Below are 22764 nucleotides of genomic sequence, written 5' to 3' on the forward strand. Positions count from 1 at the left end.
CTATGCCACTACGAAGCAGGGCAATGTCACCTTGAACCGCGCGCCGCCACTCGGCGCATCTTCGACGGTAAGGCTGCCGTGATGCGCCTCGACAAGGTTGCGCACGACCGCTAGGCCGAGGCCGGCGCCGCCCGTCGCCCGGCTGCGGGAAGACTCGGCACGCACGAATGGCTCGAACAAGATCTCCCGCAAATCCGGCGGTATCCCCGTTCCTTCGTCATCGACAATGACGCTGATCGATCCGCCATCGGCGGTCACGACAAGATGAGCCGCGTAGCCGTATTTGAGCGCGTTGTCGAGGAGATTGCAGAAGATACGGCGCAGCGCGATCCTGTCGCCCAGCACCGCCACGCCCAACGCATGCGGCTCGACGCGGAGCGTGACTTCGGCGCCGGCCGAGCATCTGTCGGCGATCTCGGTGCGCACCAGTTCGTCGATCTCGACGAGTTCCTCGGTCAGTTCGCCGGCACCGGCCCGGCTCGTCAGTAGCGCGTCGTCGAGAAGCCGGATCATGTCGGCAATGTCGGCAACGGCTCGGTCGCGTTCGGGGCTGTCGGGCATGGTCTCGATACGCAGGCGCAACCGCGTCGCGAAGGTTCGCACGTCATGAGAAATGCCGCCGAGCATGGCCATCCGCGCGCGCAGGAGCTGCGACAGGCGGGTCTGGAGCCGCCCGAAAGCGTCGATCAATGACCGGATCTCGGGGGCGCTCGACCGCGATGGCGGCAGAAGAACTGGAACGCCCGACAGGTCCATCCTGTCGGCTGCTTGGGCCAGATGAACGAGTGGTCGGGTCTCGCGGTGCATGACGATGAGCGCAGCCAGAGCCACCAACGTTCCGAGCAATCCTGCACCGAAGCCGACCGGCAGCCCGAGCCGAGTGACGGGCACCGGAGCGGTGGTGTCGATGACGAGCCAATCACCTGAGCGAAGTGCGATGTGGAAATCCAGCGCGTTGACCGCCGAGCCGAAGAGGTTGGGAAAGCGGCGATTGAGAGGCGAGATCGGACGGGGCGACAAGGAGAGGAAACGCCCGTCCAGGGCAGCCGCATAGGAGCCGCAAACCGCCTCGGCAACGCCATGGCACACCGCTCCCGAGCGGCTCGGCACGGGGCCGTTCTCAATTCGAATGTCAAGTACGGGAGCTCGGATTGCCGCGAAGAGGTTATCCCGCTGGGTTGTCGTTGTGTGTTCCGCCAGTTCGGCAATCGCCGCGATTCGGGCGGGCTGTGGAAACGCCGATTGAATCCGATCCGCGCGCCACCAATAGGCCAAGCCGAGACTGGCCAGCCAGACTGCGAGCAGAGCGACAACCACGGTGATGGAAATGCGGGTTGCCAGGCGGAAACGGAACATCGGGCTAGGCAACAGGCTTGACCGGCGCCGTGAACAGATAGCCGCCATTGCGCACGGTGCTGATCAGTTTGGAACCGGGGCTGGCGACATCGAGCTTCTTGCGCAGCCGCGAGACCAGCATGTCGACGGTGCGGTCGAACGGGTCGGCACTGCGCCCGTGCGTCCAGTCGAGGATCTGGTCGCGGGTCAGGACACGACGCGGTCGCTGGACAAAACAGGACAGCAGGTCGAATTCGCCGGTCGTCAGCGAGATCGCATCGCCATCCTCGCGGACGAGTTCACGGGCATCGAGATCGACGATGAAACGGTCGAAGCCGTATCGTCGGGTCGGTGCCGAAATAGTCGGACCACTGCCGCGCCGAAGAATCGCTCGCACCCGAGCCAGGAGTTCGCGCGGGCCGAACGGCTTCACCAGATAGTCATCGGCACCCATTTCAAGGCCGATCACCCGGTCAATCTCGTCACTCTTGGCCGTCAGCATCAGGATCGGCAGCGCATCCCGCGCCCGGATCCGACGACAGATCGACAGACCATCCTCGCCGGGCAGCATCAGATCGAGAATGATGAGATCGGGCCGGGTGCGCGCGAACACAGCGTCCATGGCAAAGCCATCTTGGGCCTCTTCGACGGCAAAGCCTTCACGCCGTAGAAGATCGCCGACCAGCCGACGGATGTCAGGGTCGTCCTCGACGATCAGGATCGTGGTGGCCGGCACACTCATCGTCGCCTTTGTCTGCTGTTCGACCGAAGAGGGCAAGCGGAATGGCTCATCTTCGAGACTGGATTCGATGAGCAACGGCATCTCCTTGCGGCGACCTACTCCGCACCATCCCTACTGATCTTCAAAAGCATGTCGGAATTTTGGAAGTCCAGATCGGGCTCGGACTGCTGTTCCGGCGGGTCGCGATACTCGCTGGCGCACTTCTGAACATCAGAGCTGTCGTCGGAAAGGCAGACTTCGTAACCGTCTTCATCGAACCATAGCGAAACGCAGGTCTCGGACGTGCTGTCATCGGACAGAAAACAGAACCGATCCGTCGGGCCGTCCGCCTGGGGTGCGGGATCGCTGCTCGCCGCCTCGCCCGGCGATGGTGAGCTGACGAGTGCCGCCGCAAGCGTCATAGTCAATGCGGCGATTCTTCCATCCATAGCGCCTCTCCTTCTGTGACGGCCGCCGCCGCGCCAGAGGACACCGTCGAAACAATCTTGGGCTTGCCGGCAATCGGGCGCCCTGACGATTGTGCTAGTCTAAGCTGCCTCGACAAGTCTCGCCTCATGCGCGCGTCGAATACCGACCAATCTACCTTCTTTGCTTTTCCGGCATTGGACAGCTTGTATCGATTTGTCACGGGAGGGGCGGCCTGATCGAACTCGTCGAAGCAGCGCCTTCCGCCGCTTGCGGCTGACACGCCCAGCTTGCGGATCAACGGAGCTTGGGTATCCGGCGATGGGAAAGGGGCCGATGCGCTCGCGTTGCTCGAACCATCCGCCGGGACCGGAAGAGCGCAGACGTTAGCTGCCGCGCCAAGCCGGCCGACTTAGGCGACGCTTGGGTCGCCCACTGGCATTATACCGCTGAGCAGATGAACTGACTCTGGCGTGATTTGCGTGGTTTTTGCGGCTGTGATTCCCTGGTCGTTGACGCGACGAGGGAGACGCTGATGGCTTTGGAGATCAGCGACAGACATTCGGCGGGTGAGCTTCGGGCGATGGCCCGGCGGGAGACGAACGGGCGCGTGGGGAGCCGGATGCTGGCGATCGCCAACGCCCTGGATGGTATGAGCCGAGCGGATGCGGCGCGAGCCGCCGGCATGGACCGGCAGACGCTGCGCGATTGGGTGGTCCGCTATGAGGCCGAAGGCGTGGCCGGGCTGCGCGACCGCCCGAAGGGCCATCCCGCGCCGCGGCTGACGGAGGGCGAGTTGGCGACGCTGTCCAACGTGATCTTCCTCGGTCCTGATCCGGAGACGGACGGCATCTCGACCTGGACGCTGTCGGAGCTGTGCCGCTGGATCGAGGCGCATTTCGCCAAGAGCCTGCATCCGGCCAGCCTGTCGCGCATCCTGCGCCAGAACGGCTTTTCGAGGCAGAAGACGCGGCCGAGCCATCCGCTCAAGGATCCCAAGGCGCAGGAGCGCTTCCAAAAAAGGGGCTCCGCGAGGCCCTGAACCAGGCCTGCCAGACCCATTCGGGCAAGCGCATCGAGCTGTGGTTCCAGGACGAGGCTCGCGTCGGCCAGAAGGGTCGGCTCTGCCATCGCTGGTGGACCCGCGGACAGCGCCCGCCCGGCCTGTGCGACCAGCGCTACGATTGGACCTACATTTATGGCGCCGTCGCGCCGGTGACGGGGCAGTCCTTTGCTCTCGTCCTGCCTTTTGCCAACAAGGAGATGATGAACCTCTATCTGGCCGAGTTCGCCAAGACCATTGCCGACGACGTCCACGTCGTCATGGTGCTCGACGGTGCCGGCTGGCATGGCAAGGCCGCGCTCAACGTGCCGGACAACATCACGCTCGTTTCGTTGCCCGCCTACAGCCCCGAACTCAACCCGGTGGAGCGGCTCTGGCTGTACCTCAAGGAAACTTGCCTTTCGCTGCGCGTCTTCGCCGACCAGGCCGCCATCATCGATGCTTGCTGCCAAGCCTGGAATCGCGCGACCGAAGACATCGAACGCATCATCTCGCTCTGCAACTATCCATGGATCAAGGCGGTCAGTTCATAGGCTCAGCGGTATTACAAGCCGTTACAAACGAAGACGAAATTGTTGGCGACTGTTTCGACCCAATCACGCTACCGCGACATCGGTCGTTCAAAGTTTTCGCATCGTTCGACAGAACGGACTGTCCACTGACACGAGGAGAATTTTCGATGAAGGGTGTGAAAGCTGTCTTGACGATATCCGCCGTCCTCGCGCTTTCCCTATCGGCGGGAAGCGCCTATGCCGGAGAGCGCCATGGCACGGTCTCGACCTCTCGCGGCACCGCCAGTGTCGACGTTTCCGGAGGCTGCGCCAATGGCTCCTGCTCGCGCAGCGTCAATCGGACCGGTCCTCAGGGCCGCTCGATGAGTCGGCAGGGCAGCGTCTCCTGCGATTCCAATGCTCAGAGCTGCTCTGGATCACGGACTACCACCGGCCCCAACGGAACCACTGTCACGCGGCGGGGCACCGTCTCCCGCTGGTAGTCGCGCCGCCGGACAACACCCCTCGTCCGGCGGCCGATATCAGCGGTTGGCGGTCTCCCATCCGAGGAGGCCGCCATTTTTGCTTCACGATCAACTGGAAACGATCGAATGTCAGCTATCCCGCGCGAAGAAGTCGCCACCGTGGCATCGGTATCGATCTGTCGAGCCAAGGTAAGGCCGGCGGCGCCGGTTCCTCCGGCCGCGCCGCTCCGCTTTCTCGCCGCGATCCGCGCGGCCCGCGCCAACCCGATCACCGCCTTCGCCCGCGAAGCCTACGAAAAGCCCTTCCTCAAGGTCGGGCGCGGCGGCCGGCTCGCCCTCGTCAACGATCCCGCCGGCATCGAGCGGGTGCTGGTGCGCAATGCCGGCGCCTATCGCAAGAGCGTGCTGCAGCAGCGCCGGCTGCGGCCCGCCCTCGGCGACGGCCTGCTCACCGCCGAGGGCGAGACCTGGCGCGCCACGAGGCGGATCGCCGCGCCGCTGTTCAGCCCGAAGCTCGTCGCCGGCCTCTTCGACGACATGCGGCAGGCGGCGGAGGCGTTGTGCGAGCGCTGGGCCGAGGCCGGGCGGCCGGCCGAGCTCGACCTTGCCGCGGAGTTCCAGCGGCTGACCTACGAGATCGTCGCGCGCACCGTCTTCTCCGGCGCGCTCGCCGCCGACCGCGCCCGCGTGCACGCCCTGATGGCGGTCTATTTCGACACCGTCGGCCGGGTCGACCTCGCCAGCATGTACGCCCTGCCGAACTGGTGGCCAAGCCTGGCCGAGATCCGCTCGCGCCGGACCCGCCGCGAGCTGCGGGCGATCGTCGCGGCCGCCGTCGCCGCGCGGCTCGACGACACCGGCCGCGAGGCGGTCGACCTGCTCGACCGGCTGATCCACACCACCGATCCGGCGAGCGGACGCGGTCTCGACCGGCAGGGCGTCGTCGACAACGTCCTGACCTTCCTGGCGGCCGGCCACGAGACCACCGGCAACGCCCTGTCCTGGACGCTCTATCTGCTTGGCCTGCACCCCGAGGCGGCTGAGGCGGCGCGCCAGGAGATCGACGCGGTCCTTGCCGGCGGGCCGATCGCGCCGGAGCGCCTCGCCGACCTGCGCTTCACCCGGGCGGTCGTCGAGGAGGCGCTGCGGCTCTATCCGCCCGCCCCGTTCATCGGCCGGCAGGCGGTCGCCGACGACCTCGTCGCCGGCCATTTCATCCCCAAGGGCGCGGAACTCCTGATCGCGCCCTGGCTGGTCCACCGTCACCGGGCGCTGTGGCGCGAGCCCGATCGCTTCCGACCGGAGCGATTTCTCGGCGCCGAGCGCGCGGCCATCGCCGACGGCGCCTACCTGCCGTTCGGCCTCGGTCCGCGCATCTGCATCGGCCAGCGCTTCGCGATGCAGGAGATCCTCACAGTCCTCGCCACGGTGCTGGCGCGCTTCCGCATCGATCTGGTGCGGCCGCAGACGGTGTTTCCGCTCGCCCGCATCACTCTGACGCCAGCCGGCGGACTGCCTGCGCACATTCGTCCGCGGTGATAATCAATCCGCGCTGAGTGACCTCACGAGCACCAGTCACACATCATTGGCTATAAGTATGTCATCTTTCATTTAAGATAAAAATACGAACTAATATAAATTTTAAATGATCGATTATACGTTTAATATTAATGTAGAAAACAAATATAGTAGCATATAATATTCATGGAAATACGCCATATTCAATACGTCATTGCCGCCGATGAAAGTGGCAGCTTCCGGCGTGCCGCTGTCACTTGCCCACCCCGAGATTGATGCCGGTGACGATGAAGCGCTGCAGCAGTACGAAGATCGCGATCAGCGGCAGGCTGGAGACGACGGCGCCGGCGAGCAGCAGGGACCACTGCGTGCCGTCGATGGTCGACAGCAGCGCCAGGCCCAGCTGCAGGGTCTTGATGTGATCGCTGCTGGTGATGATCAGCGGCCACATGAAGTCGGACCAGGCGAACTGGAAGCTGAACACGCCCAGCGTCGTCAGCGCCGGAATCGAGAGCGGCAGGGCGATGCGCCAGTAGATGCCGAACTCGCTGGCGCCGTCGAGCCGCGCCGCCTCGTCGATCTCCTTCGGCAGCGTCAGGAAGAACTGCCGCAGGAAGAAGATCGAATAGCCGCTGACCACACCGGGAAGGATCAGGCCCGGGAAGGTGTCCAGCCAGCCGGTTCCGCCGGCGCCGTAGAGGTCGTTGCCGCCGGCCAGCGGCACGTGCTTGATCAGGATGTAGAGCGGCAGCAGCATGACCTCGTGCGGGATCATCGTCGTCGCGAGCACGAGGATGAAGATCGTGTTGCGGCCGCGGAACTCGTAACGGGCGAGCACGAAGGCGGCCATGCTGGAGAGCAGCACCTGCAGCACCGAGCGCACCGTCGCGTAGACGAAGGTGTTCCAGAACTCCAGGCCGATTTGCATGCGCGGATCCCGCCAGATCTCGATGAAGTTTTCCCACATCACCGGGAGGGTCACCAGCCTGGGTGGGAAGATGAACACGTCCGCCTCGGTGCGCAGCGACAGCGCCAGCATCCACAGCAGCGGAAACGCCATGACCACCGCAATGATCGTGGCCGGAATGTAGAAGCCGAAAAGATTGCCGAGAACGTTGTGCCTGCGCGATTTCCGGTACACCTTCGTCGCACCCTGGGCGACATCGACGATTGTTGTCACGGTTTGCCCCATTACGCGTAGTAGTTGTTGCGGCTCATCAGCCAGAAGCTGGTCAGCGACGTCGCCACCAGCAGGACGAAGAGCAGCATCGCCATCGCCGAGGCGTAGCCCATGTCGAGGTTCAGGAACGCCGTGCGGTAGATCAGGTGGACGAGCGTCACCGTCGCGTTGTTCGGGCCGCCTTCCGTCATCACGAAGACCTGGGTGAACACCTGGAACGAACTGATGATCGAGGTGACAACGACGTAGATCATCGCCGGTCGGAGCAGCGGCAGGGTGATGCTGAAGAAGCTGCGGAACCTGCCGGCGCCGTCGACCCAGGCCGCCTCGTGCAGCTCGCGGGGAATGGCCTGCAGCGCCGCCAGGAAGATCACCATGTTGAAGCCGAGGCCCTTCCAGATGCTCATGACGATGATGCTCGGCATGGCCAGGGTGCTGCTCGTCAGCCATTGCTGGGGCGGGACGTTGATCCACGACAGGACGTAGTTCGCCAGGCCGTTGGAGGTCTGGTAGATCAGGATCCAGACAACCGACACGGCGACGAGCGGCGTCACCACCGGAATGTAGAAGATCGACCGGTAGAGGGCCGCGCCGGGCAGGCGCCGATTGACCAGCACGGCCAGCAGCAACGAGAAGACGATCCCGAGCGGGACGGAGACGACCGTGTAGAAGAACGTGTTCCACGTGGCCTTCCAGAACAGGCTGTCGAACCAGAGATCCTCGTAGTTCAATGTTCCGATCATCTGCGCTGGCGACAGAATGTTGTAGTCCGTGAAACTCAAGTAGAAAATGAGGAATATCGGCGAGACGACGAACACGACAAGCCAGGCCAGCGGTATTCCAAGAAAAATCAGACGAATCTGGAGTTGTTGGCGCTTGATAGTCGAAGCCATGCAAATCCTCCCGAACGCGAGCACGACCACCGAGCGATGGATGACGGACCGGCCGCGCGGCCGGTCCGTCATCGAGGCGGCATGTCGTCGACCGTCCCTTTTACCCGAATGCCTCGGCGATCGAACCAGCCGGATCCCGATCCGTGGACCCGACCTGCCGAACGCCAGGGCGCGAGGGGCGAGACCGGCCGCGCCGATCCCGCCCGGCCGCGGCTAGCGGCGCAGTTGCCGGCTGGCCTGGCGAACGGCCGATTCGACGGTCGATTGCGGGTCGTCTCCCTCCATGATCGCTTCGGCGGCCGGCAGGATGATCTGGAAGGCGCGCGGCCACTTGGCGCTCGTCGGGAAGATCTGCGACCCGTTGAGGGCCTCCTGGGCGGTCTTGAGCTCCGGCCATTCCTTGTAGGTCTCGATCGCCACCGGCTGCTCGGAGACGTTGGTCGCCACGCCGGTCTTGAGCAGCTTGACGCGGTACTGCTGGGCCTCGGGCGAGCCCATGAACTTCACGAACTCGGCCGCTTCCTTGGGGTGCTGGGACGACTTGTAGACGACATAGGCGCCCACGCTGCCGAAATTGACGCTTTTTTCGCCCTGCTTCACCACCGGCATCGGCGCGACTGCGACGGGATGGTCGGCGTTGGCCTGCTGTTCGGCATAGAAGATCCACGGTCCGTCGTGGATCATCGCGACGCGACCGGTGATCACCGAGTTGCGCAGGTCGTCGCCGGTGCTGCCGCCGTAGGAGACGTAGCCCGACTCGGCCAGCTTCGACAGGTATTCGGCGGCCTTGATGCCGGCGTCGCTGTCGATCGCCAGTTGCGTTTCGTCGTCGTTGAAGATCTTGCCGCCGAACGAATAGAGCAGGTTGACGTAGAAGTTGACCAGCGCGTCGGCGCCGCCGATGCCGAGACCGTATTGCTCGACGGTGTTGCCGTTCTTCTTGGTCAGCTTCTCGGCGTCCGCATAGAGCTCGTCGTAGGTCTGCGGCGGCTGGGCGATACCGGCCTCCTCGAACGCCTGCTTGTTGTAGGCGATGAAGCGTGCGTCGAAGGCGTAGGGCACGCCGTAGACGCCGCCCTGCCATTCGCCGAAGGACCAGGCGCCGGGATAGATCCCCTCCTGCATGTCCTCGACGCCGTACTGCCTCAGGTCGAGGAGCTGGCCGGACGCGGCGAACTGGGTGAGGAAGCCTCCCCAGATCGGGCTGACGTCGGGCAGCGTGTTGGAGGCGACGGCCGTCGTGATCTTCTCGAAATTCGTGCCGAAGCTTACCTTCGTCCGGTTGATCTTGATGTTCGGGTGCGAATCCTCGAACGCCTTGATCATCTCGATCGTGGCGGCTTCCTCCTGGACGCTGTGCCCTTCCCAAAACTGGAGGGTCACGGTGTCCTGGGCCAGCGCCGGAGCGACTGTGCCGATGCTGATGGCGCCGGCCATCAGGAGAGTCCTTGGTGTCATGAATTTTTCCTCCTCAGATGTGCCCCGCCCCTTCTTGCCGGGTCGGCGGTGGCGTGGAAGCTCTGGCGGTTGCCGCCGGCAGCCCGCCTGGTCCGCCGCGGCGGGGCCAGGCGCGGCCGCTTGGCGCCGTCAGCCCTCGAGGGCGGCGTAGTGGCGCTCGACGGCCTCGATGTCGACGCTGGCGTCGGGTGCCATGCCGGCTTGGTCGTAGCGCCGACGGCGTGCCTTCATGTCGGCCAGAAGCACGGCGCGCGCGTGCAGGGCCACCTCCTTGGCCACTTCGATCGGCACGACGATGAGGCCGTCGTCGTCGCAGCCGACGATGTCGCCCGGCCGCACCTGCGCGCCGCCGATGCCGATCGGCGTCTGGCATTCCACGGTCTCGATGCGCCCGGGAATGATCGTCCGGCCGCGGCCTCTGGCGCAGACCGGGGTCTTCTGCAGCGTCACCTCGCCGGTGTCGCGGCACTGGCCGTTGGTGACGATGCCGACGGCCCCGCGCGTGACCGCACCGAGCGAATTCTCCGAACCCCAGAAGCCGACGTCGGCGGTGCTGCCGACATCGGTGACGACGACGTGCCCCGGCTGCAGCTGCTCGTGAAAGCCCGCCGTCGCGTTGCCCGTCTTGTCGAACCAGATTCCGTGCGCGTTGACCACGTCTTCGGTGGTGTTCAGCTTCCACATCGGCTTGTTGGCCGGCACGCAGCGCAACGTGAAGGCGACCCCCCAGAACTTCATGCCGAGCCAGAGCGGGCGGATCTCCTGCGAAACCAGGCCGATGTTGAAATAGCCGATGCCGTCCATCGCGTCCGCGACGTCGGCCACGCGGACCGGCTCGAAGTACTTGCGGATGTGAAACGGATCGACCGCGGAACCCGCCGCGGGTCGGTTCTTGATGTTCGGTTCGGACATGGCGACGATGCCTCCCTGCAAATGACCGATGGCTAGGTTGGCTGCTAAGCCCAGGCTCGTCCAATACAATAGGAGAGCCTTACTGATAACATCCGGGTATCATATGGGACATAGCGACGCCCCCATCGGCATTAAAGCGGTTCGCCCGAGGGTGGGGCGATGCGGCCATCGGCGCGGTGCCGGCCGGCGCGCACCGCGGCGTCGAAAGTGGGTTGACAGCGCTCCCTCGTTGCCGGCAGCATCTGTCGCGTCGCATGTTGGTCACTTGCAAATTGGGTGTTCTGCTCGCGTCGTTCAAAAAAATACTTAGCAGCTTGAAAAGAATTCTTGCATGAGGCGCCGCCGGTTCGGCGACGGTTTTCGCAGGCTCGCGTGTCCGCCGCCGAGCGGCGCACGGCAAGCGGCCCACCGGGAAAGCACGGCGGCCGGGGAAGGACTGGCGACGTGCGGAGCGGGAGGCTCGCTGCCGCCGACGCGCCGAGGGTGTGCGGTGCGAGAGTCTTCAGGAACAGCGTGCAACCCGCCCGGCCGGCTTGGCCTCGAGAGGGCGGGACTGGCGGGCGCAGGACGCCCGAAACTCTGGGAGACCGGCCGATGGCCACTGTTGAAATAAGAAACGTCCATAAATCGTTCGGCGCCGTGGAGGTCATCCACGGCGTGTCGATCGACATCGCCGACGGCGAGTTCGTGGCGCTGGTCGGCCCGTCGGGCTGTGGCAAATCGACACTGCTGCGGATGATCGCGGGCCTGGAGGAGATCACCGACGGCGAGGTGATCATCGACGGCACCGTGGTGAACGAGCTGCATCCCAAGGACCGGGACATCGCCATGGTGTTCCAGAACTATGCGCTTTATCCGCACATGACGGTCTACGACAACATGAGCTTCTCCCTGAAGCTCAAGGGCACGCCGCGCGACGTCGTCAAGGGTCAGGTCCAGCGCGGCTCGGAGATCCTCAGCGTCCAGCAGCTCCTCGACCGCTACCCCAAGCAGCTCTCCGGCGGTCAGCGCCAGCGCGTCGCCATGGGGCGCGCCATCGTGCGCGACCCCAAGCTGTTTCTGTTCGACGAGCCGCTGTCCAACCTCGACGCCAAGCTGCGCGTGCAGATGCGCGCCGAGATCAAGACGCTGCACCAGCGGCTGGGCACCACGATCGTCTACGTCACGCACGACCAGATCGAGGCGATGACGATGGCCGACAAGATCGTCGTCATGCAGAACGGCGTGGTGGAGCAGGCCGGGCCGCCCCTGGAGCTCTACGATCAGCCGGCCAACCTCTTCGTGGCGGCATTCATCGGCTCGCCGGCGATGAATTTCCTGCACGGGCACGTCAAGGCCCGCGACGGCAAGAGCATCTTCGAGGCCGAGAGCGGCATCGAGCTGCCGCTCGAGGGGGCGCCGCAGCGGGCCTTCGGCCAGCCGGTCACCTACGGCATCCGGCCGGAGGACCTCAGCCTCGGCGGCGAGGTCGGCGCGCCCTTCGAGGTGGAAGTGGTTGAGCCGCTCGGCTCCGAGACGCAGGTGCTCGGCAAGCTCGCGGGACAGAACGTCATCGGACTGTTCCGGCAGCGGGTGAGCGCAAAGCCGGGGGAAACGATCCCGGTGACGCCGCGCGCCTCGGCGGTCCATCTCTTCGCGGCCGAGGGCAATCGGCTGTAGCGCCGGATCGCCGCGAGCCGGCGCGGTGCCGGCTCGCGGCGGCCGCTCCCCGGGGGAGGTCGGTCGTCTGCGGCCCGGCGGGCCGGCCGGTCAGTTCCTGATCCGCGCCTGCGGCAGGCTGCCGACCTTCGGGCTGCGGCCGGTGTAGGGATAGCGCGGATCGCCGTAGTTCGGCGTCGAGGTGTGGCCGCTGGCGACCAGCGTCGTCAGGAAGTCTTCGTCCGCCTCGCTGAAGCCGGTCTCCAGGGACTTCAGATAGGCGGTGAGGTGGCCGGTCGTGCGCGGCCCGATCAGCACGCTCGAAATCAGCGTGTTGTTGAGCACCCAGCGCAGCGCGAAGTCGCCGGCGGTGCGGCCGCTGCCCTGCGCATGGGCCTTGAGCTGCTGCGCCAGCGCCAGCGACTCGCGGCGGAATTCGGTCTCCATCATCCGCTTGTCCTTGCGCGCGGCGCGGGTGCCTGCCTCCGGCTCCTGGTCGGGCAGGTACTTGCCGGTGAGCACGCCGCGCGCCAGCGGCGAGAACGCCACCACGCCGAGGCCGAAACGCCGGCAGGCCGGCAGGAGGTCGGTTTCGATCAGCCGATTGAAGGCGTTGTAGCAGGGCTGGCACGCCGAAGGGCGCACGCAGCCCATCGCGTCGGCGACGCGCATGAACTCGGCCACCTGCCATCCCATGAAGTTGGAAAAGCCCCAGTGGCGCACCTTGCCGGAGCGCACCGCCAGATCCATCGTCACGACGATTTCCTCGAACGGCGTCTGACGGTCGTCGATGTGCAGGTACCAGACGTCGAGATAGTCGGTGCCGAGGCGCCGAAGGCAACCGTCGAGCGCGTGAAGGAGCCATGTGCGGCTGAGGCCGCCGTCGTTCTCGCCCTTGCCCAGCCAGTTGCCCGACTTGCTGGACAGCACCCAGTCGTGCCGGTTCCTGCCGACCAGGCGGCCGGTGATCTCTTCGGACCGGCCGGCGCTGTAGACGTCAGCCGTGTCGACGAAGTTGATCCCGGCGTCGCGGGCCATGGCGAAGATCTCGCCGGCCGCCGCCTCGTCGGTCGGACCGCCGAAATTCATGGTGCCCAGGCAGAGCTCGCTGACGCGAAGGCCCGTCCGGCCGAGGGGGCGGAATTGCATATGCTCTCTCCAAGACAGTCAGAAGTTCTCGGAAAGCTATCATGCCATATGATGGGCGGCAAGCCGTGCAAGCGGCGTCCTGCCGACGCCAAAGGCGGAAACATCCCGACAAGCATCTGAGAAACAGTGCTATTTCGGCTCTCTGCAACAAAGATGTCGCCTTTGGACCTCCGCGATACTGGCGTGTCTGTCGCGGAAGTGCTAAAAACCTGTCATACCAAAATCCACAGGCACAATTCGCGCAGGGAGGCCCGCCGTGCTCTTTCCAAGCCAACCCGATCGTTCCTTCTCCTTTCCGCCGTTTCCGGTCGATCTCAGGTTCGGCGCCGGCATCGCCGCGGACTTGGGCACGCTGGCGCGGTCCCTTGGCGCTCGCCGGGCCTTCCTCGTGACCGATCCGGGCGTTGTGATGGCTGGGCTGACGCCGCGGCTGAGCGAGCCGCTGTCGGCGAGCGGTGTCGAGGTGGAGGTCTTCGACGAGGTCCGGCAGGATTCGGGGTCGCAGTTGATCATGCGCGGCGCCGCCGAGGCGCGTCGCTTCGATGCGGATCTGGTGGTCGGGCTCGGTGGCGGCAGCGCGCTCGATTCGGCCAAGGCGATCGCCGCTATGGCGACCAACGGGGGGAGCATTCTCGACTATGTCGGGCTGAACAAGCTGCCCGCCGATCCGCTGCCGAGCATCTGCGTGCCGACCACGTCGGGGACCGGCAGCGAGGTCAGCATCTGGTCGGTGCTAACTGATGACGACACCGGAATGAAGGTTTCGGCCGGCGGCCAGCGCTTCATGGCCACGGTGGCGCTCTGCGATCCCGACCTGACGCTGACCCTGCCGCCGGCGGTGACGGCGGCCACCGGCATGGACGCCCTGGCGCACGCCAGCGAATGCTACGTCAACCGCGCCTGCCAGCCGGTGTCGGGCGCGCTGGCGCTGCAGAGCATCGCCTTCGCCGGCCGGAGCCTGCGCAAGGCGGTGCACGACGGCGCGGACCGCGCCGCACGCTGCGACATGATGCTGGCGAGCGTGCTCGCGGGGATCGCCATGAATCCGACCCGGCTCGGGCTGGCGCATGCCCTCGCCATGCCGCTCGGCAGCTGGAATCTGAAGATTCCGCACGGCACGATCATCGCGCTGACGCTGCCCAGCGTCATGGCCTTCAACGTCGAGGCGGCGCCCGAGCGCTACGCGGCGGTGGCCCAGGCGCTCGGCGCCGACACCCGCGGCATGCCGCCCCTCGAGGCGGCGAGGCTGAGCGTCGAGATGGTGGCGCGCCTCAAGGACGATCTGGGCCTGCCGCGAGGCCTCGGGGAATGCGGCATGAACGAGGATTGGGTGGAGCGCATCGTGGCGGAGGCCATGAAGAGCGGCAACGTGGCCGTCAATCCGCGCGAGACCAGCCCGGCGCAGCTCGCCGAGGTGCTGCGGGCGTCGATCTGATATTCGGAGGCAAGGGTGAAATACGACAACTATATCGACGGCGCCTGGCGGGCGCCGGTGAGCGGCGACTACGCGCCCAATCTCAATCCGGCTCGGCCGCAGGACGTGCTCGGCGAATTCGCCAGCTCCGGGCCGCAGGACGTGGATGCGGCCGTCGACGCGGCCCGTCGGGCCTTCGCGGACTTCCGCTTCGCCCCACCGTCCTATCGCTCCAGCCTGCTCGCCCGGCTGGCGGATCTGATGCAGGACAATGCCGAGGAGTTGGCGACCATCATCGTCAAGGAGATGGGCAAGGTCCTCGCCGAAGCGCGCGGCGAGGTCGGCCGCGCCATCGCCGAGTGCCGCTTTATGGCGGGCGAGGCGCTGCACGTCGGCGGCGGCAGCTTCGCCTCCGAGCGGGCGGGCGTCGACATCGTCGCCCGGCAGGAGCCGCTCGGGCCGGTGGCGCTCATCTCGCCGTGGAACTTTCCGGTGGTGACGCCGATCCGCAAGCTTGCGCCGGCGATCGCCTACGGCTGCACCCTGGTGATGAAGCCCGCTTCGCTCACCCCCTGGTGCTCGGTGAAGCTGACCGAGCTGATCGATCGCGCCGGCTTCCCTAAGGGTGTGGCAAACCTCGTCATGGGCGGCGGTGGCGCGGTCGGGGCCGCCCTGGCCGCCCATCCGGCGATCGCCGGCGTCTCGTTCACCGGCTCCACCGAGGTCGGCAGGCGCATCTACGCCGCCGCGGCGCGGCGCATCGCCCGGGTCCAGCTCGAGCTCGGCGGCAAGAATCCGGCCATCGTCATCGACTGTCGGGACCTCAAAGGCGCGGCCAAGGAGATCGTCTCCGCCGCCTTCCAGGCGGCCGGACAGCGCTGCACGGCGCTCAGCCGCGTCGTCGTCGCCGACGATCTCGCCAACGGTCTCGTGGCCGAGCTCGCCGCCGCCACCCGCGAGCTGAAGGTGGCGGAGGGCTTCCGGGAGGGCGCGCAGATTGGCCCGATGGTCAGCCAGGACCAGCTCGACCGGGTGAACCACTATATGAACGTCGGCCGGGCCGGCGAGGCGGAGCTGATCGTCGAGGGCCGCCAGACGGTGGAGGATCCGAAGACGGAGGGCTATTTCCATTCGCCCGCCCTGTTCGACCGGGTCGACCCGACGTCGCCGCTCGCCGTGGACGAGATCTTCGGCCCGATCCTGCCGGTGATCCGGGTCTCCGGCGCCGAGCAGGCGCTGGCGATCGCCAACGATACGCAGTACGGCCTCGCCGCCTCGCTGTTCACCGCCGACCCAAAGCTGGCCGCCCGGTTCGCCGACCGTCTGGAGGCCGGCATGGTCCACATCAACCACGGCACGGCGAGCCAACCGCACGTGCCATTCGGCGGGGTCAAGAAATCCGGCGAGGGCGCCTATTCCATCGGTGCCTCCGCGCGGGGCTTCTACACCGCGACGAAGGTCGTCTACCGCCTGTTCTAGACCGTGCGGGGGGCGATGGGCCGGCGCTCCTGGGGGAGGCCCCGGCTCCTTCGGGGTCCAAGCGGCCCGGCGGACTGGCGCGGCTTCGGCCGCGCGCGAGGGGGAAGGAGGGGAGCGAAGGCGCCGCCGGGCGTTCCGCCGGATCGTCGTTCCGGCCGGCCCGGCGGGGCGTCACCAAGATCAAGGGAGGAGCGAACATGTTGGTTTTCATATCCGTCCTAACGTTCGATCCCGCGGCCGGTGCGCAGGCCATGGACCGGTACGTGCGGAAGCTGTCCGATCACATCGCGCTGTCGCCCCTCGTCCGGGAAGGGTATGCCGGACGGGGCGCCTGGGCCGGCGCCCGCGACCCGCTGCCGGCCGATTGCCGAAGCGGCGGAACCGAGGTGACGTCCGTCGTCATGTTCGACGACGAAGACGACTATCGCGACTACTTGGCGTCGGAGGAGCTTGCCGCGCTGGAAGGCGCCTGGCTCGAGCCGTTCCTCGCCGTCCGGTCCTGCGTGTGCTTCAGCCCCGGAGCGCAAGCCGAACGGTTCGCCCTGCTCGATACCCCCTCGATCTGGACGTGAGCGGCGGCGGCTCACCCCGGCACCATTCGGTCGGCCGCTACGGCGCGGCGGCCGGCAGGCGCGTCTGCCAGAAGGCCCATGCCAGGGAGAGGTGCTGTTCCATCGCCGCTTCAGCTTCCGCCGGGTCGCGCATGAGGATCGCCTCGTAGATCGCCTGGTGCCCTTCGTGCGAGGCGACGTCGCGCTCCGTCGGCCGGTCCAGACGGCGCCAGCGCTCGATCAGCCAGGCGTCGAACGCCTGGTGCACGGCAATGAACAGGGGATTGCCGGGCATCGCGAAGAGCACGCGGTGGAAGGCGAGGTCGGCCCGCTCGTAGCGGGTCCGGTCGCCGACGGCGGCCGCGCTTTCCTCGACCGCCAGCTTGAGGGCGCGCATGTCGTCCGAACCGGCGTGCAGGGCGGCGTGCCGGGCGAGCGCCATCTCGAAGAAGGTGCGCGCGGAGAAGAAGTCCGCCAGCGAACTCGGCTCGCCCAGCAATTGCTGCACGGGAAGCGCGGCGCCGGTGAGGATCGTCGCCGCGCTCGGCCTGGTGACGATCGGCCGGCGACCGTTGCCGACGGAAACCAGCCCGGCGCGCTGGAGAACCAGCAGCGCCTCGCGGATCGCCGGCCGCCCGACCGCCAGCATCTCCATGAGCTTGCGCTCCGGCGGCAGCCTGTCGCCGGCGTTCAGCCGGCCGTCGGCGATCATCGCCGTCAGCCGGTCGGCGACGACCTCGTAGAGCTTCTTCTCGCCGTCCCGGCCGTGGGCGTCCACCAGACCCGCCGCAGACCGGCGGCTCCCGGCCTCTTCCGTCCTCGGCTGATTGCTGGTGGTGGTCCGTGCCATGCGCTCGGCTCGCAAGACCTAGAGGCTGTCGACGATGGGGTGATCGGCGTCGATCCGAAGATCGGCCGGACGCCGACTGTGCAGGATCGACCGAGCGGCGTCCGTCGCCGCGGCGCGGAAGAGCGGGACGGCCGGATTGCGGGCGTCGTTGCGCCAGGCCAGCAGCACGTCGACCGGTTCGGAGGCGTCGGCCAGCGGCACCATCGCGACGCCCGGCATGTTCAGATACCGTGCCGCATCCGGCACCAGCGCGACCCCGAGGCCGGCGCCGACCAGGCCGAGCACCGTGTGGATCTGGATCGCCTCCTGAACGATGTTCGGCGTGAACCCGGCGCCTTCGCAGAGCGCGATCACCCGGGAGTTGAACAGCGGGCTCTGGCGCGCCGCAAAGAGGATGAAAGGCTCGTCCCGTAGGCTGGTCAGCGGAACCGCGGCCCGGTCCGCCAGGACATGGCCGTCGGGAACCGCCAGGATGAAGCTCTCCCGCATGACCGTCTCGAAGGCGATGGCGCGATCCTCCACCGGCGGGCGCAGCAGGGCGACGTCCACCTCGCCCCGCCGCAGCGCCTCGAGCTGTTCGATGACCGTCATCTCCTGCAGGTTCAACGTGACGTTGGGGTGGCGCTTCGTGAAGACGCTGAGGATCGTTGGGGTCAGCTTGTAGGTCGAGGAATGGATGAAGGTGACCTTCAGTCGGCCGGTCTCGCCGTTGGCCACGCGCACGGCGTCGGTGCTGGCGCGCCGCATCTGCTCCAGCAACTGCTTGGCCGACTTCATATAGGCCGCGCCCGCCGCCGTCAGCGCGACCGAGCGCTGCGTGCGCTCGAGCAGCACGACGCCCAGTTCCGCCTCCAGCCGCTTGATCTGGCGGCTCAGGGCCGGCTGGGCGATGTGCAGATGCTGGGCGGCGCGCCCGAAATGCAGTTGTTCGGCGACGGCGACGAAATAGCGGAGATGTCGAAGTTCGATCATTCGATAACCCTAAGGCATCAATCGACACGCTTCAATATATTGGACGCTCGACCGGCCCCTGACTAGCCTTCTCCGCATGAACGAAATGGAGCAAGCGCAGGGAGAGGGTGACATGGGCGTCGGCTTCAGGATCAAGCAGGAACGGCCGCGTCCGCGCGCCGGCCTCGTTGAGGCTTTCGCGGCGCTTCCGCTGGCCAACATCAGCGACAACATGAGCCGCATGTTCGCCGGCGGCGCGGTGCTTCGTCCGCTCGCGCCCGAGATGCGGCTGGCCGGCGTGGCGCTGACCGTGCGCACCCGGCCGGGCGACAACCTGATGATGCACAAGGCGATCGACATGGCCGAGCCCGGCGACGTCGTCGTCGTCGACGCCGGCGGCGATCTGACTAACTCGCTGCTCGGCGAGATCATGATCCGCCTGTCGCTGCGGCACGACATCGCGGGCTGGATCATCGACGGCGCCGTTCGCGACACCGCCGAGATCTCCAGGCTGATGCCGGTCTACGCCCGCGGCATCAGCCATCGCGGCCCATACAAGGACGGCCCGGGCGAGATCAACGTGCCGGTCGCCGTCGGCGGCATGATCGTGCATCCCGGCGACGTCGTCCTCGGCGATGGCGACGGCGTCCTGTGCGTGCCGCTGGCCGAGGCGGAGGAGATCCTGGAACTGGCGCAGGCGCACAACGCCAGAGAGCGCGTCAGCATGCACCAGATCGAGGAGGGCACGTTCGACCGGAGCTGGATCGACCGGACCCTCAAGGCGAACGGGTGCCGGTTCGAATGAGCACCGTCGACGCCGAGGCCCTGACGGCCTTCTGCCGCGATCTGTTCCTGGCCGCCGACGCGCCGGCCGAGGTGGCCGCCGTGGTCGCCGAATCGCTCGTCTACGCCGATCTGAGGGGGATCGAATCGCACGGGGTCGTGCGCTGCGAAATCTATCTGGAGCGGATCGCCAAGGGCATGGTCGAACCGCGCGCGCCGGTCGTGCTGACGAAGGACGAGGGCGTCACCGGCCTCGTCGACGGCGGCAACCAGTTCGGCGCCTATGTCGGGGTGAAAGCCCTACAAGCCGTGACCGAACGGGCGAAGCGGCACGGCATCTGCGCGCTCGGGGTGTGCCATTCCAACCATTTCGGGACCGCCGCCTATTACGTCGAGCGCGCGGTGCGCGACGGCCTGGCGATGATGGTGATGTCGAACGCCTCCCAGACGATGCCGGCGGCCGGCGGCGTCAGGCCGTTCCTGGGGACCAACCCGCTGGCGTTCGGCTTTCCGGGCGACCGCGAGGTGCCGTTCATTCTGGACATGGCGACGAGCCTCGTCGCCCGCGGCAAGATCATCATGGCGGCAAAGCGCGGCGAAGACATTCCGCTGGGCTGGGCGGTCGACAAGGAGGGGCGGCCGACGACGGACGCCCAGGCCGCGCTCGACGGCGCCGTGCTGCCGATGGGCGGGGCCAAGGGGTCGGGCCTGTCGATGGCCATCGACATCATGTCGGGCGTGCTCACCGGCGCCGGCTTCGGGCCGGGCGTGCGCAACATGTACCTGGACTGGCAGAACCCGCAGAACGTCGGCCACTTCTTCCTGGCGATCGACATCGCGCGGTTCGTCGAGCTCGATCTGTTCAAGCGGCGCATCGGCAGCTTCATCGATCAGCTCAAGGCGGAACCGAGGGCGCCCGGCGTCGAGGAGCTCCTTTATGCCGGCGAGGTGGAGCACCGCCTGCAGACGAAGCGGCAACGCGAGGGCATTCAACTCGCCGACAAGCTGACGGCCGATCTGAAGCGGCTCGGCGAGGAACGCGGCGTGGCCTGGCCGGCCTGAGCGAGCGAGCGCCCGTCTTGGCGTGTCCGCGCCCGCGGCGGCCCATCCGTCGACGGATCGCGCCAGGCCCCGGCGCCGCGCACCCTGGCGCGGCGCCGGATGCATCCGCAGCGCGGGTGGGCGGCTCAGCCGGGCGACACCACGTTAAGCGGCCGTCCCTCCCAGAACGCCTCGACGATCGAGACCAACTGGTCGGCGAGGCTCTGAACGGCCTGCCGGCTCGCCCAGGCCACGTGCGGCGTGACGATGACGTTCGGCCGTTCGGCGATCCGGCGCATCACGTGGCTTTCGCCCGGAGGCTCGCGGCTGATCACGTCGAAGCCGGCGCCGGCGATCCGGCCCGTCTCCAGCGCGGTTTCGAGCGCCTGCTCGTCGACGAGCCCGCCCCTGGCGGTGTTGATCAGCAGCGGCCGGCGCTGCATCAGCTCGAATTCGGCGGTGGAGATCAGGTTCCTGGTCGAGGGCAGCAGCGGGCAGTGGAGCGTGATGACGTCGCTGCGGCGCAGCACCTCCTCGAAGGGGGTGTAGAGCGGCCCCATGCCGTCGACGCCCTTGTAGGTGGAAAAGACGACGGTCATGCCGAACGCCTCGCCCAGCCTGGCGACCGCCCGGCCGAGGACGCCGTCGCCGATCACCCCCAGGGTGGCCCCGGCGAGATCGGCGATCGGATGGTCGAAATAGCAGAACTGGCCGGCCTTCTCCCAGCGTCCGTCGAGCACGGACTGGCGATAGGACACCAGGCTGCGGCGCAGCGCCAGGATCAGCGCGAAGGTGTGCTCGGGAACCGTGTTCCGGGCGTAGTTGCGCACGTTGCTGACGGTGATGCCGGCCGCCTCGCAGGCCCTGACGTCGACCGGATCGTAGCCGGTGGCGGCGACGGCGATCAGCTTCAGCCGCCGGGCCGCCGCGATCGAGTCGGCCTGGATCGGCACCTTGTTGGTGATGACGATGTCGGCCTCGGCGATGCGCCCGGCGACCTCGCTCGGCCGGGTCCGCTGAAAGACCGTTAGGCGGTGCGGAAAGTCAATGTTCCGCAGGGCGATCTCGGGCGAGAGCGTCTCGCGGTCGAGAAACACGATGTTGGCCGCGTCCACGGCGTCCTCCCCTCGCGTCGGCGCCCTGGCTTCAGGGCACGGTGGTCTGTCGTTGGCCGCGGCGCGCTGTCCTCCCGGAGCTGCGCCGCACCGTGACGAAGCAGCTTGGCCCGGCCGCGCCGGGCCGTCCAATACATTGCGGGACCGTCAATGATATCGTGGCGGCAACGACCGGCCGATCGGGGGCGAGCGCCGGCGCTTCGCCCGGCCGCAGGCTCAGGACCGCAGCGGCGCGTCCTCGGCCGGCCGGCTCACTTCGAGCAGATCGTGGACGACCGAATCAAAATGGTCCTCCATCGCCTGCCGAGCCTGCGTCTCGTTCCTGGCGCACAGCGCGATCCGCTGGTGCAGGTCGACGATCTGGCCCGCCTTGTTGCGGAACCGGTCCTCGTAGAGGCCTTCGATGATCGTCTGCTCGATCGCCGTGCCCACCGCCTTCAGGATCATATTGTACATGGCGCTCTTGGTGGCGTCGGCGAGGGCCGCGCGAGGAGGGCCGGGCGCAGGCCGCCTATATCATGGTTCCAGCCGCCTCCGTGGTGCACAAACCCGACCGCGCGAGCCTCGTCGAAGCCGCGGACGATCCCGATGAACGGCCTGACGGCGCTCTATGCGTGGCAAACGCCATGGTCAGCGCTGCAGGGTCGAAAGTCCAATGCGCCGCCGCCGGATCGCCAGGAGGATATGGCGACGGAATTGAAGCGGCTGCGGCGTGAGAATGCGGTGCTGCGACAGGAACGCGAGATCCTGAAGAAGGCCGCGGCTTTTTTCGCCCGGGAGGGAAGTCGATGAGGTTCCGCTTCATCGATGGGGCGAAAGCGGAATTCCCCATCCAGCGGCTATGCAAGGTTCTTAGCGTCAGCCCGAGCGGCTATTTTGCCTGGCAGGTTCGCCCCGCCAGTCACCGCCAGCGTGACGACCTGGTTCTCCTGGCGCATGTGCGCTCGGCCTTCGCCTTGTCGAACGAAACCTATGGCAGTCCTCGCATGACCCACGATCTGCGCGACAACGGCCTGCCTGTCGGCCGTCGCCGGGTGGCGCGGCTGATGCGCGAGAACGGATTGAAGACTCGCCAGAAGCGGCGCTTCAAGAGGACAACGGACAGCGAGCATGGCTTTCCGGTCGCGCCGAACCCGCTCGATCAGGACTTTACGGCAACCGGCCCGAACCAGAAGTGGGGATGCGACATCTCCTACATCTGGACCCGCGAGGGCTGGCTGTATCTGGCTGTCGTCATTGATCTCTTCGCCCGTCGCATGGTCGGCTGGGCGGTCAGCGACCGGCTCCATAAGGAGCTGGAGGGTTCTAAAA

22 protein-coding genes and 1 pseudogene are annotated in these 22764 nt (G+C 66.8%); 11 read left to right on the top strand and 12 right to left on the bottom strand.

All coding sequences use genetic code 11. The annotated features are described in order from the left end of the window. From B5D38_RS20475 to B5D38_RS20485, 3 genes are all read right to left on the bottom strand, one after another. Positions 1 to 1356 (bottom strand): sensor histidine kinase, encoded by a 1356-nt coding sequence (locus tag B5D38_RS20475; RefSeq protein ID WP_078710316.1) that lies wholly within the window; start codon positions 1354 to 1356, stop codon positions 1 to 3. A 4-nt stretch (positions 1357 to 1360) separates the two neighbouring features. Then, positions 1361 to 2077, bottom strand: a complete 717-nt coding sequence (locus B5D38_RS20480) for a response regulator (RefSeq protein ID WP_078710338.1) — start codon at positions 2075 to 2077, stop codon at positions 1361 to 1363. 95 nt (positions 2078 to 2172) lie between these two features. Continuing rightward, on the bottom strand, positions 2173 to 2505 hold the full coding sequence (locus B5D38_RS20485) for a hypothetical protein (protein WP_078710317.1): 333 nt from the start codon (positions 2503 to 2505) through the stop codon (positions 2173 to 2175). Between the two features lie 512 nt (positions 2506 to 3017). Here B5D38_RS20485 and B5D38_RS20490 point away from each other — a divergent pair. The 4 genes from B5D38_RS20490 to B5D38_RS20505 all read left to right on the top strand — a co-directional run bounded on the left by B5D38_RS20490 (position 3018) and on the right by B5D38_RS20505 (position 6060). Next, entirely contained in the window at positions 3018 to 3524 is a 507-nt protein-coding gene (locus tag B5D38_RS20490) for a winged helix-turn-helix domain-containing protein (RefSeq protein WP_078710318.1), read from the top strand. A gap of 38 nt (positions 3525 to 3562) precedes the next feature. Then, entirely contained in the window at positions 3563 to 4078 is a 516-nt protein-coding gene (locus tag B5D38_RS22305) for an IS630 family transposase (RefSeq protein ID WP_078710339.1), read from the top strand. Positions 4079 to 4224: 146 nt separating this feature from the next. Continuing rightward, positions 4225 to 4539 carry a hypothetical protein gene (locus B5D38_RS20500; RefSeq protein ID WP_207553006.1) on the top strand — a complete coding sequence of 105 codons (315 nt, stop codon included), beginning with the start codon at positions 4225 to 4227 and terminating at the stop codon, positions 4537 to 4539. Positions 4540 to 4647: 108 nt separating this feature from the next. Then, complete coding sequence (locus B5D38_RS20505) at positions 4648 to 6060, top strand: cytochrome P450 (protein WP_078710319.1); 1413 nt, start codon at positions 4648 to 4650, stop codon at positions 6058 to 6060. Between the two features lie 232 nt (positions 6061 to 6292). On the opposite strand, the gene B5D38_RS20510 is transcribed toward B5D38_RS20505, so the two are convergent. The 4 genes from B5D38_RS20510 to B5D38_RS20525 all read right to left on the bottom strand — a co-directional run bounded on the left by B5D38_RS20510 (position 6293) and on the right by B5D38_RS20525 (position 10482). Next, positions 6293 to 7219, bottom strand: a complete 927-nt coding sequence (locus B5D38_RS20510; RefSeq protein WP_245319427.1) for a carbohydrate ABC transporter permease — start codon at positions 7217 to 7219, stop codon at positions 6293 to 6295. A gap of 11 nt (positions 7220 to 7230) precedes the next feature. Then, on the bottom strand, positions 7231 to 8112 hold the full coding sequence (locus tag B5D38_RS20515; protein WP_078710340.1) for a carbohydrate ABC transporter permease: 882 nt from the start codon (positions 8110 to 8112) through the stop codon (positions 7231 to 7233). Between the two features lie 213 nt (positions 8113 to 8325). Further along, the gene (locus tag B5D38_RS20520) at positions 8326 to 9570 is read right to left on the bottom strand and encodes an ABC transporter substrate-binding protein (RefSeq protein ID WP_078710321.1); all 1245 of its coding nucleotides are present in this window, start codon (positions 9568 to 9570) and stop codon (positions 8326 to 8328) included. A gap of 129 nt (positions 9571 to 9699) precedes the next feature. Next, the gene (locus B5D38_RS20525; RefSeq protein ID WP_078710341.1) at positions 9700 to 10482 is read right to left on the bottom strand and encodes an RraA family protein; all 783 of its coding nucleotides are present in this window, start codon (positions 10480 to 10482) and stop codon (positions 9700 to 9702) included. 594 nt (positions 10483 to 11076) lie between these two features. Here B5D38_RS20525 and B5D38_RS20530 point away from each other — a divergent pair. Then, positions 11077 to 12141 carry an ABC transporter ATP-binding protein gene (locus tag B5D38_RS20530; protein ID WP_078710322.1) on the top strand — a complete coding sequence of 355 codons (1065 nt, stop codon included), beginning with the start codon at positions 11077 to 11079 and terminating at the stop codon, positions 12139 to 12141. Between the two features lie 90 nt (positions 12142 to 12231). Here B5D38_RS20530 and B5D38_RS20535 read toward each other — a convergent pair whose 3' ends face one another. Then, positions 12232 to 13269 carry an aldo/keto reductase gene (locus tag B5D38_RS20535; RefSeq protein WP_078710323.1) on the bottom strand — a complete coding sequence of 346 codons (1038 nt, stop codon included), beginning with the start codon at positions 13267 to 13269 and terminating at the stop codon, positions 12232 to 12234. Between the two features lie 256 nt (positions 13270 to 13525). Here B5D38_RS20535 and B5D38_RS20540 point away from each other — a divergent pair, with 256 nt between their 5' ends. The 3 genes from B5D38_RS20540 to B5D38_RS20550 all read left to right on the top strand — a co-directional run bounded on the left by B5D38_RS20540 (position 13526) and on the right by B5D38_RS20550 (position 16734). After that, the gene (locus B5D38_RS20540) at positions 13526 to 14704 is read left to right on the top strand and encodes an iron-containing alcohol dehydrogenase (RefSeq protein WP_245319430.1); all 1179 of its coding nucleotides are present in this window, start codon (positions 13526 to 13528) and stop codon (positions 14702 to 14704) included. A 15-nt stretch (positions 14705 to 14719) separates the two neighbouring features. Next, positions 14720 to 16162 (top strand): aldehyde dehydrogenase family protein, encoded by a 1443-nt coding sequence (locus B5D38_RS20545; protein ID WP_078710325.1) that lies wholly within the window; start codon positions 14720 to 14722, stop codon positions 16160 to 16162. Positions 16163 to 16359: 197 nt separating this feature from the next. Then, positions 16360 to 16734 (top strand): hypothetical protein, encoded by a 375-nt coding sequence (locus B5D38_RS20550; RefSeq protein WP_078710326.1) that lies wholly within the window; start codon positions 16360 to 16362, stop codon positions 16732 to 16734. A gap of 37 nt (positions 16735 to 16771) precedes the next feature. Here the strand turns inward: B5D38_RS20550 and B5D38_RS20555 are convergent, their stop codons facing one another. After that, positions 16772 to 17563: an FCD domain-containing protein gene (locus B5D38_RS20555; RefSeq protein WP_131829980.1), complete on the bottom strand. Its 792-nt coding sequence runs from the start codon at positions 17561 to 17563 to the stop codon at positions 16772 to 16774. An 18-nt stretch (positions 17564 to 17581) separates the two neighbouring features. After that, positions 17582 to 18535: a LysR substrate-binding domain-containing protein gene (locus B5D38_RS20560; RefSeq protein WP_078710328.1), complete on the bottom strand. Its 954-nt coding sequence runs from the start codon at positions 18533 to 18535 to the stop codon at positions 17582 to 17584. A gap of 112 nt (positions 18536 to 18647) precedes the next feature. Here B5D38_RS20560 and B5D38_RS20565 point away from each other — a divergent pair, with 112 nt between their 5' ends. Beyond that, the gene (locus B5D38_RS20565) at positions 18648 to 19319 is read left to right on the top strand and encodes an RraA family protein (RefSeq protein ID WP_078710329.1); all 672 of its coding nucleotides are present in this window, start codon (positions 18648 to 18650) and stop codon (positions 19317 to 19319) included. Then, positions 19316 to 20359, top strand: a complete 1044-nt coding sequence (locus tag B5D38_RS20570) for an Ldh family oxidoreductase (protein ID WP_078710330.1) — start codon at positions 19316 to 19318, stop codon at positions 20357 to 20359. The genes B5D38_RS20565 and B5D38_RS20570 overlap by 4 nt, the downstream gene beginning before the upstream one ends. Positions 20360 to 20484: 125 nt before the next feature. Here B5D38_RS20570 and B5D38_RS20575 read toward each other — a convergent pair whose 3' ends face one another. After that, complete coding sequence (locus tag B5D38_RS20575) at positions 20485 to 21453, bottom strand: D-2-hydroxyacid dehydrogenase (protein ID WP_078710331.1); 969 nt, start codon at positions 21451 to 21453, stop codon at positions 20485 to 20487. 216 nt (positions 21454 to 21669) lie between these two features. Continuing rightward, complete coding sequence (locus tag B5D38_RS20580; RefSeq protein WP_078710332.1) at positions 21670 to 21909, bottom strand: hypothetical protein; 240 nt, start codon at positions 21907 to 21909, stop codon at positions 21670 to 21672. 204 nt (positions 21910 to 22113) lie between these two features. Between B5D38_RS20580 and B5D38_RS20585 the strand changes: the two are divergent. Continuing rightward, positions 22114 to 22751: pseudogene (locus B5D38_RS20585) on the top strand (IS3 family transposase); the annotation flags it as partial. Positions 22752 to 22764 lie beyond the last annotated feature (13 nt).

This window comes from Consotaella salsifontis (genome assembly GCF_900167365.1).
In the GTDB taxonomy this organism is placed as follows: domain Bacteria; phylum Pseudomonadota; class Alphaproteobacteria; order Rhizobiales; family Rhizobiaceae; genus Consotaella; species Consotaella salsifontis.

Bases quoted from the DNA above. Each gene is read 5' to 3' on its own strand.
- B5D38_RS20475 (WP_078710316.1), bottom strand. From the start codon at position 1,356: ATGTTCCGTTTCCGCCTGGCAACCCGCATTTCCATCACCGTGGTTGTC.
- B5D38_RS20480 (WP_078710338.1), bottom strand. From the start codon at position 2,077: ATGAGTGTGCCGGCCACCACGATCCTGATCGTCGAGGACGACCCTGAC.
- B5D38_RS20485 (WP_078710317.1), bottom strand. From the start codon at position 2,505: ATGGATGGAAGAATCGCCGCATTGACTATGACGCTTGCGGCGGCACTC.
- B5D38_RS20490 (WP_078710318.1), top strand. From the start codon at position 3,018: ATGGCTTTGGAGATCAGCGACAGACATTCGGCGGGTGAGCTTCGGGCG.
- B5D38_RS20500 (WP_207553006.1), top strand. From the start codon at position 4,225: ATGAAGGGTGTGAAAGCTGTCTTGACGATATCCGCCGTCCTCGCGCTT.
- B5D38_RS20505 (WP_078710319.1), top strand. From the start codon at position 4,648: ATGTCAGCTATCCCGCGCGAAGAAGTCGCCACCGTGGCATCGGTATCG.
- B5D38_RS20515 (WP_078710340.1), bottom strand. From the start codon at position 8,112: ATGGCTTCGACTATCAAGCGCCAACAACTCCAGATTCGTCTGATTTTT.
- B5D38_RS20520 (WP_078710321.1), bottom strand. From the start codon at position 9,570: ATGACACCAAGGACTCTCCTGATGGCCGGCGCCATCAGCATCGGCACA.
- B5D38_RS20525 (WP_078710341.1), bottom strand. From the start codon at position 10,482: ATGTCCGAACCGAACATCAAGAACCGACCCGCGGCGGGTTCCGCGGTC.
- B5D38_RS20530 (WP_078710322.1), top strand. From the start codon at position 11,077: ATGGCCACTGTTGAAATAAGAAACGTCCATAAATCGTTCGGCGCCGTG.
- B5D38_RS20535 (WP_078710323.1), bottom strand. From the start codon at position 13,269: ATGCAATTCCGCCCCCTCGGCCGGACGGGCCTTCGCGTCAGCGAGCTC.
- B5D38_RS20550 (WP_078710326.1), top strand. From the start codon at position 16,360: ATGTTGGTTTTCATATCCGTCCTAACGTTCGATCCCGCGGCCGGTGCG.
- B5D38_RS20555 (WP_131829980.1), bottom strand. From the start codon at position 17,563: ATGGCACGGACCACCACCAGCAATCAGCCGAGGACGGAAGAGGCCGGG.
- B5D38_RS20560 (WP_078710328.1), bottom strand. From the start codon at position 18,535: ATGATCGAACTTCGACATCTCCGCTATTTCGTCGCCGTCGCCGAACAA.
- B5D38_RS20565 (WP_078710329.1), top strand. From the start codon at position 18,648: ATGGGCGTCGGCTTCAGGATCAAGCAGGAACGGCCGCGTCCGCGCGCC.
- B5D38_RS20570 (WP_078710330.1), top strand. From the start codon at position 19,316: ATGAGCACCGTCGACGCCGAGGCCCTGACGGCCTTCTGCCGCGATCTG.
- B5D38_RS20580 (WP_078710332.1), bottom strand. From the start codon at position 21,909: ATGTACAATATGATCCTGAAGGCGGTGGGCACGGCGATCGAGCAGACG.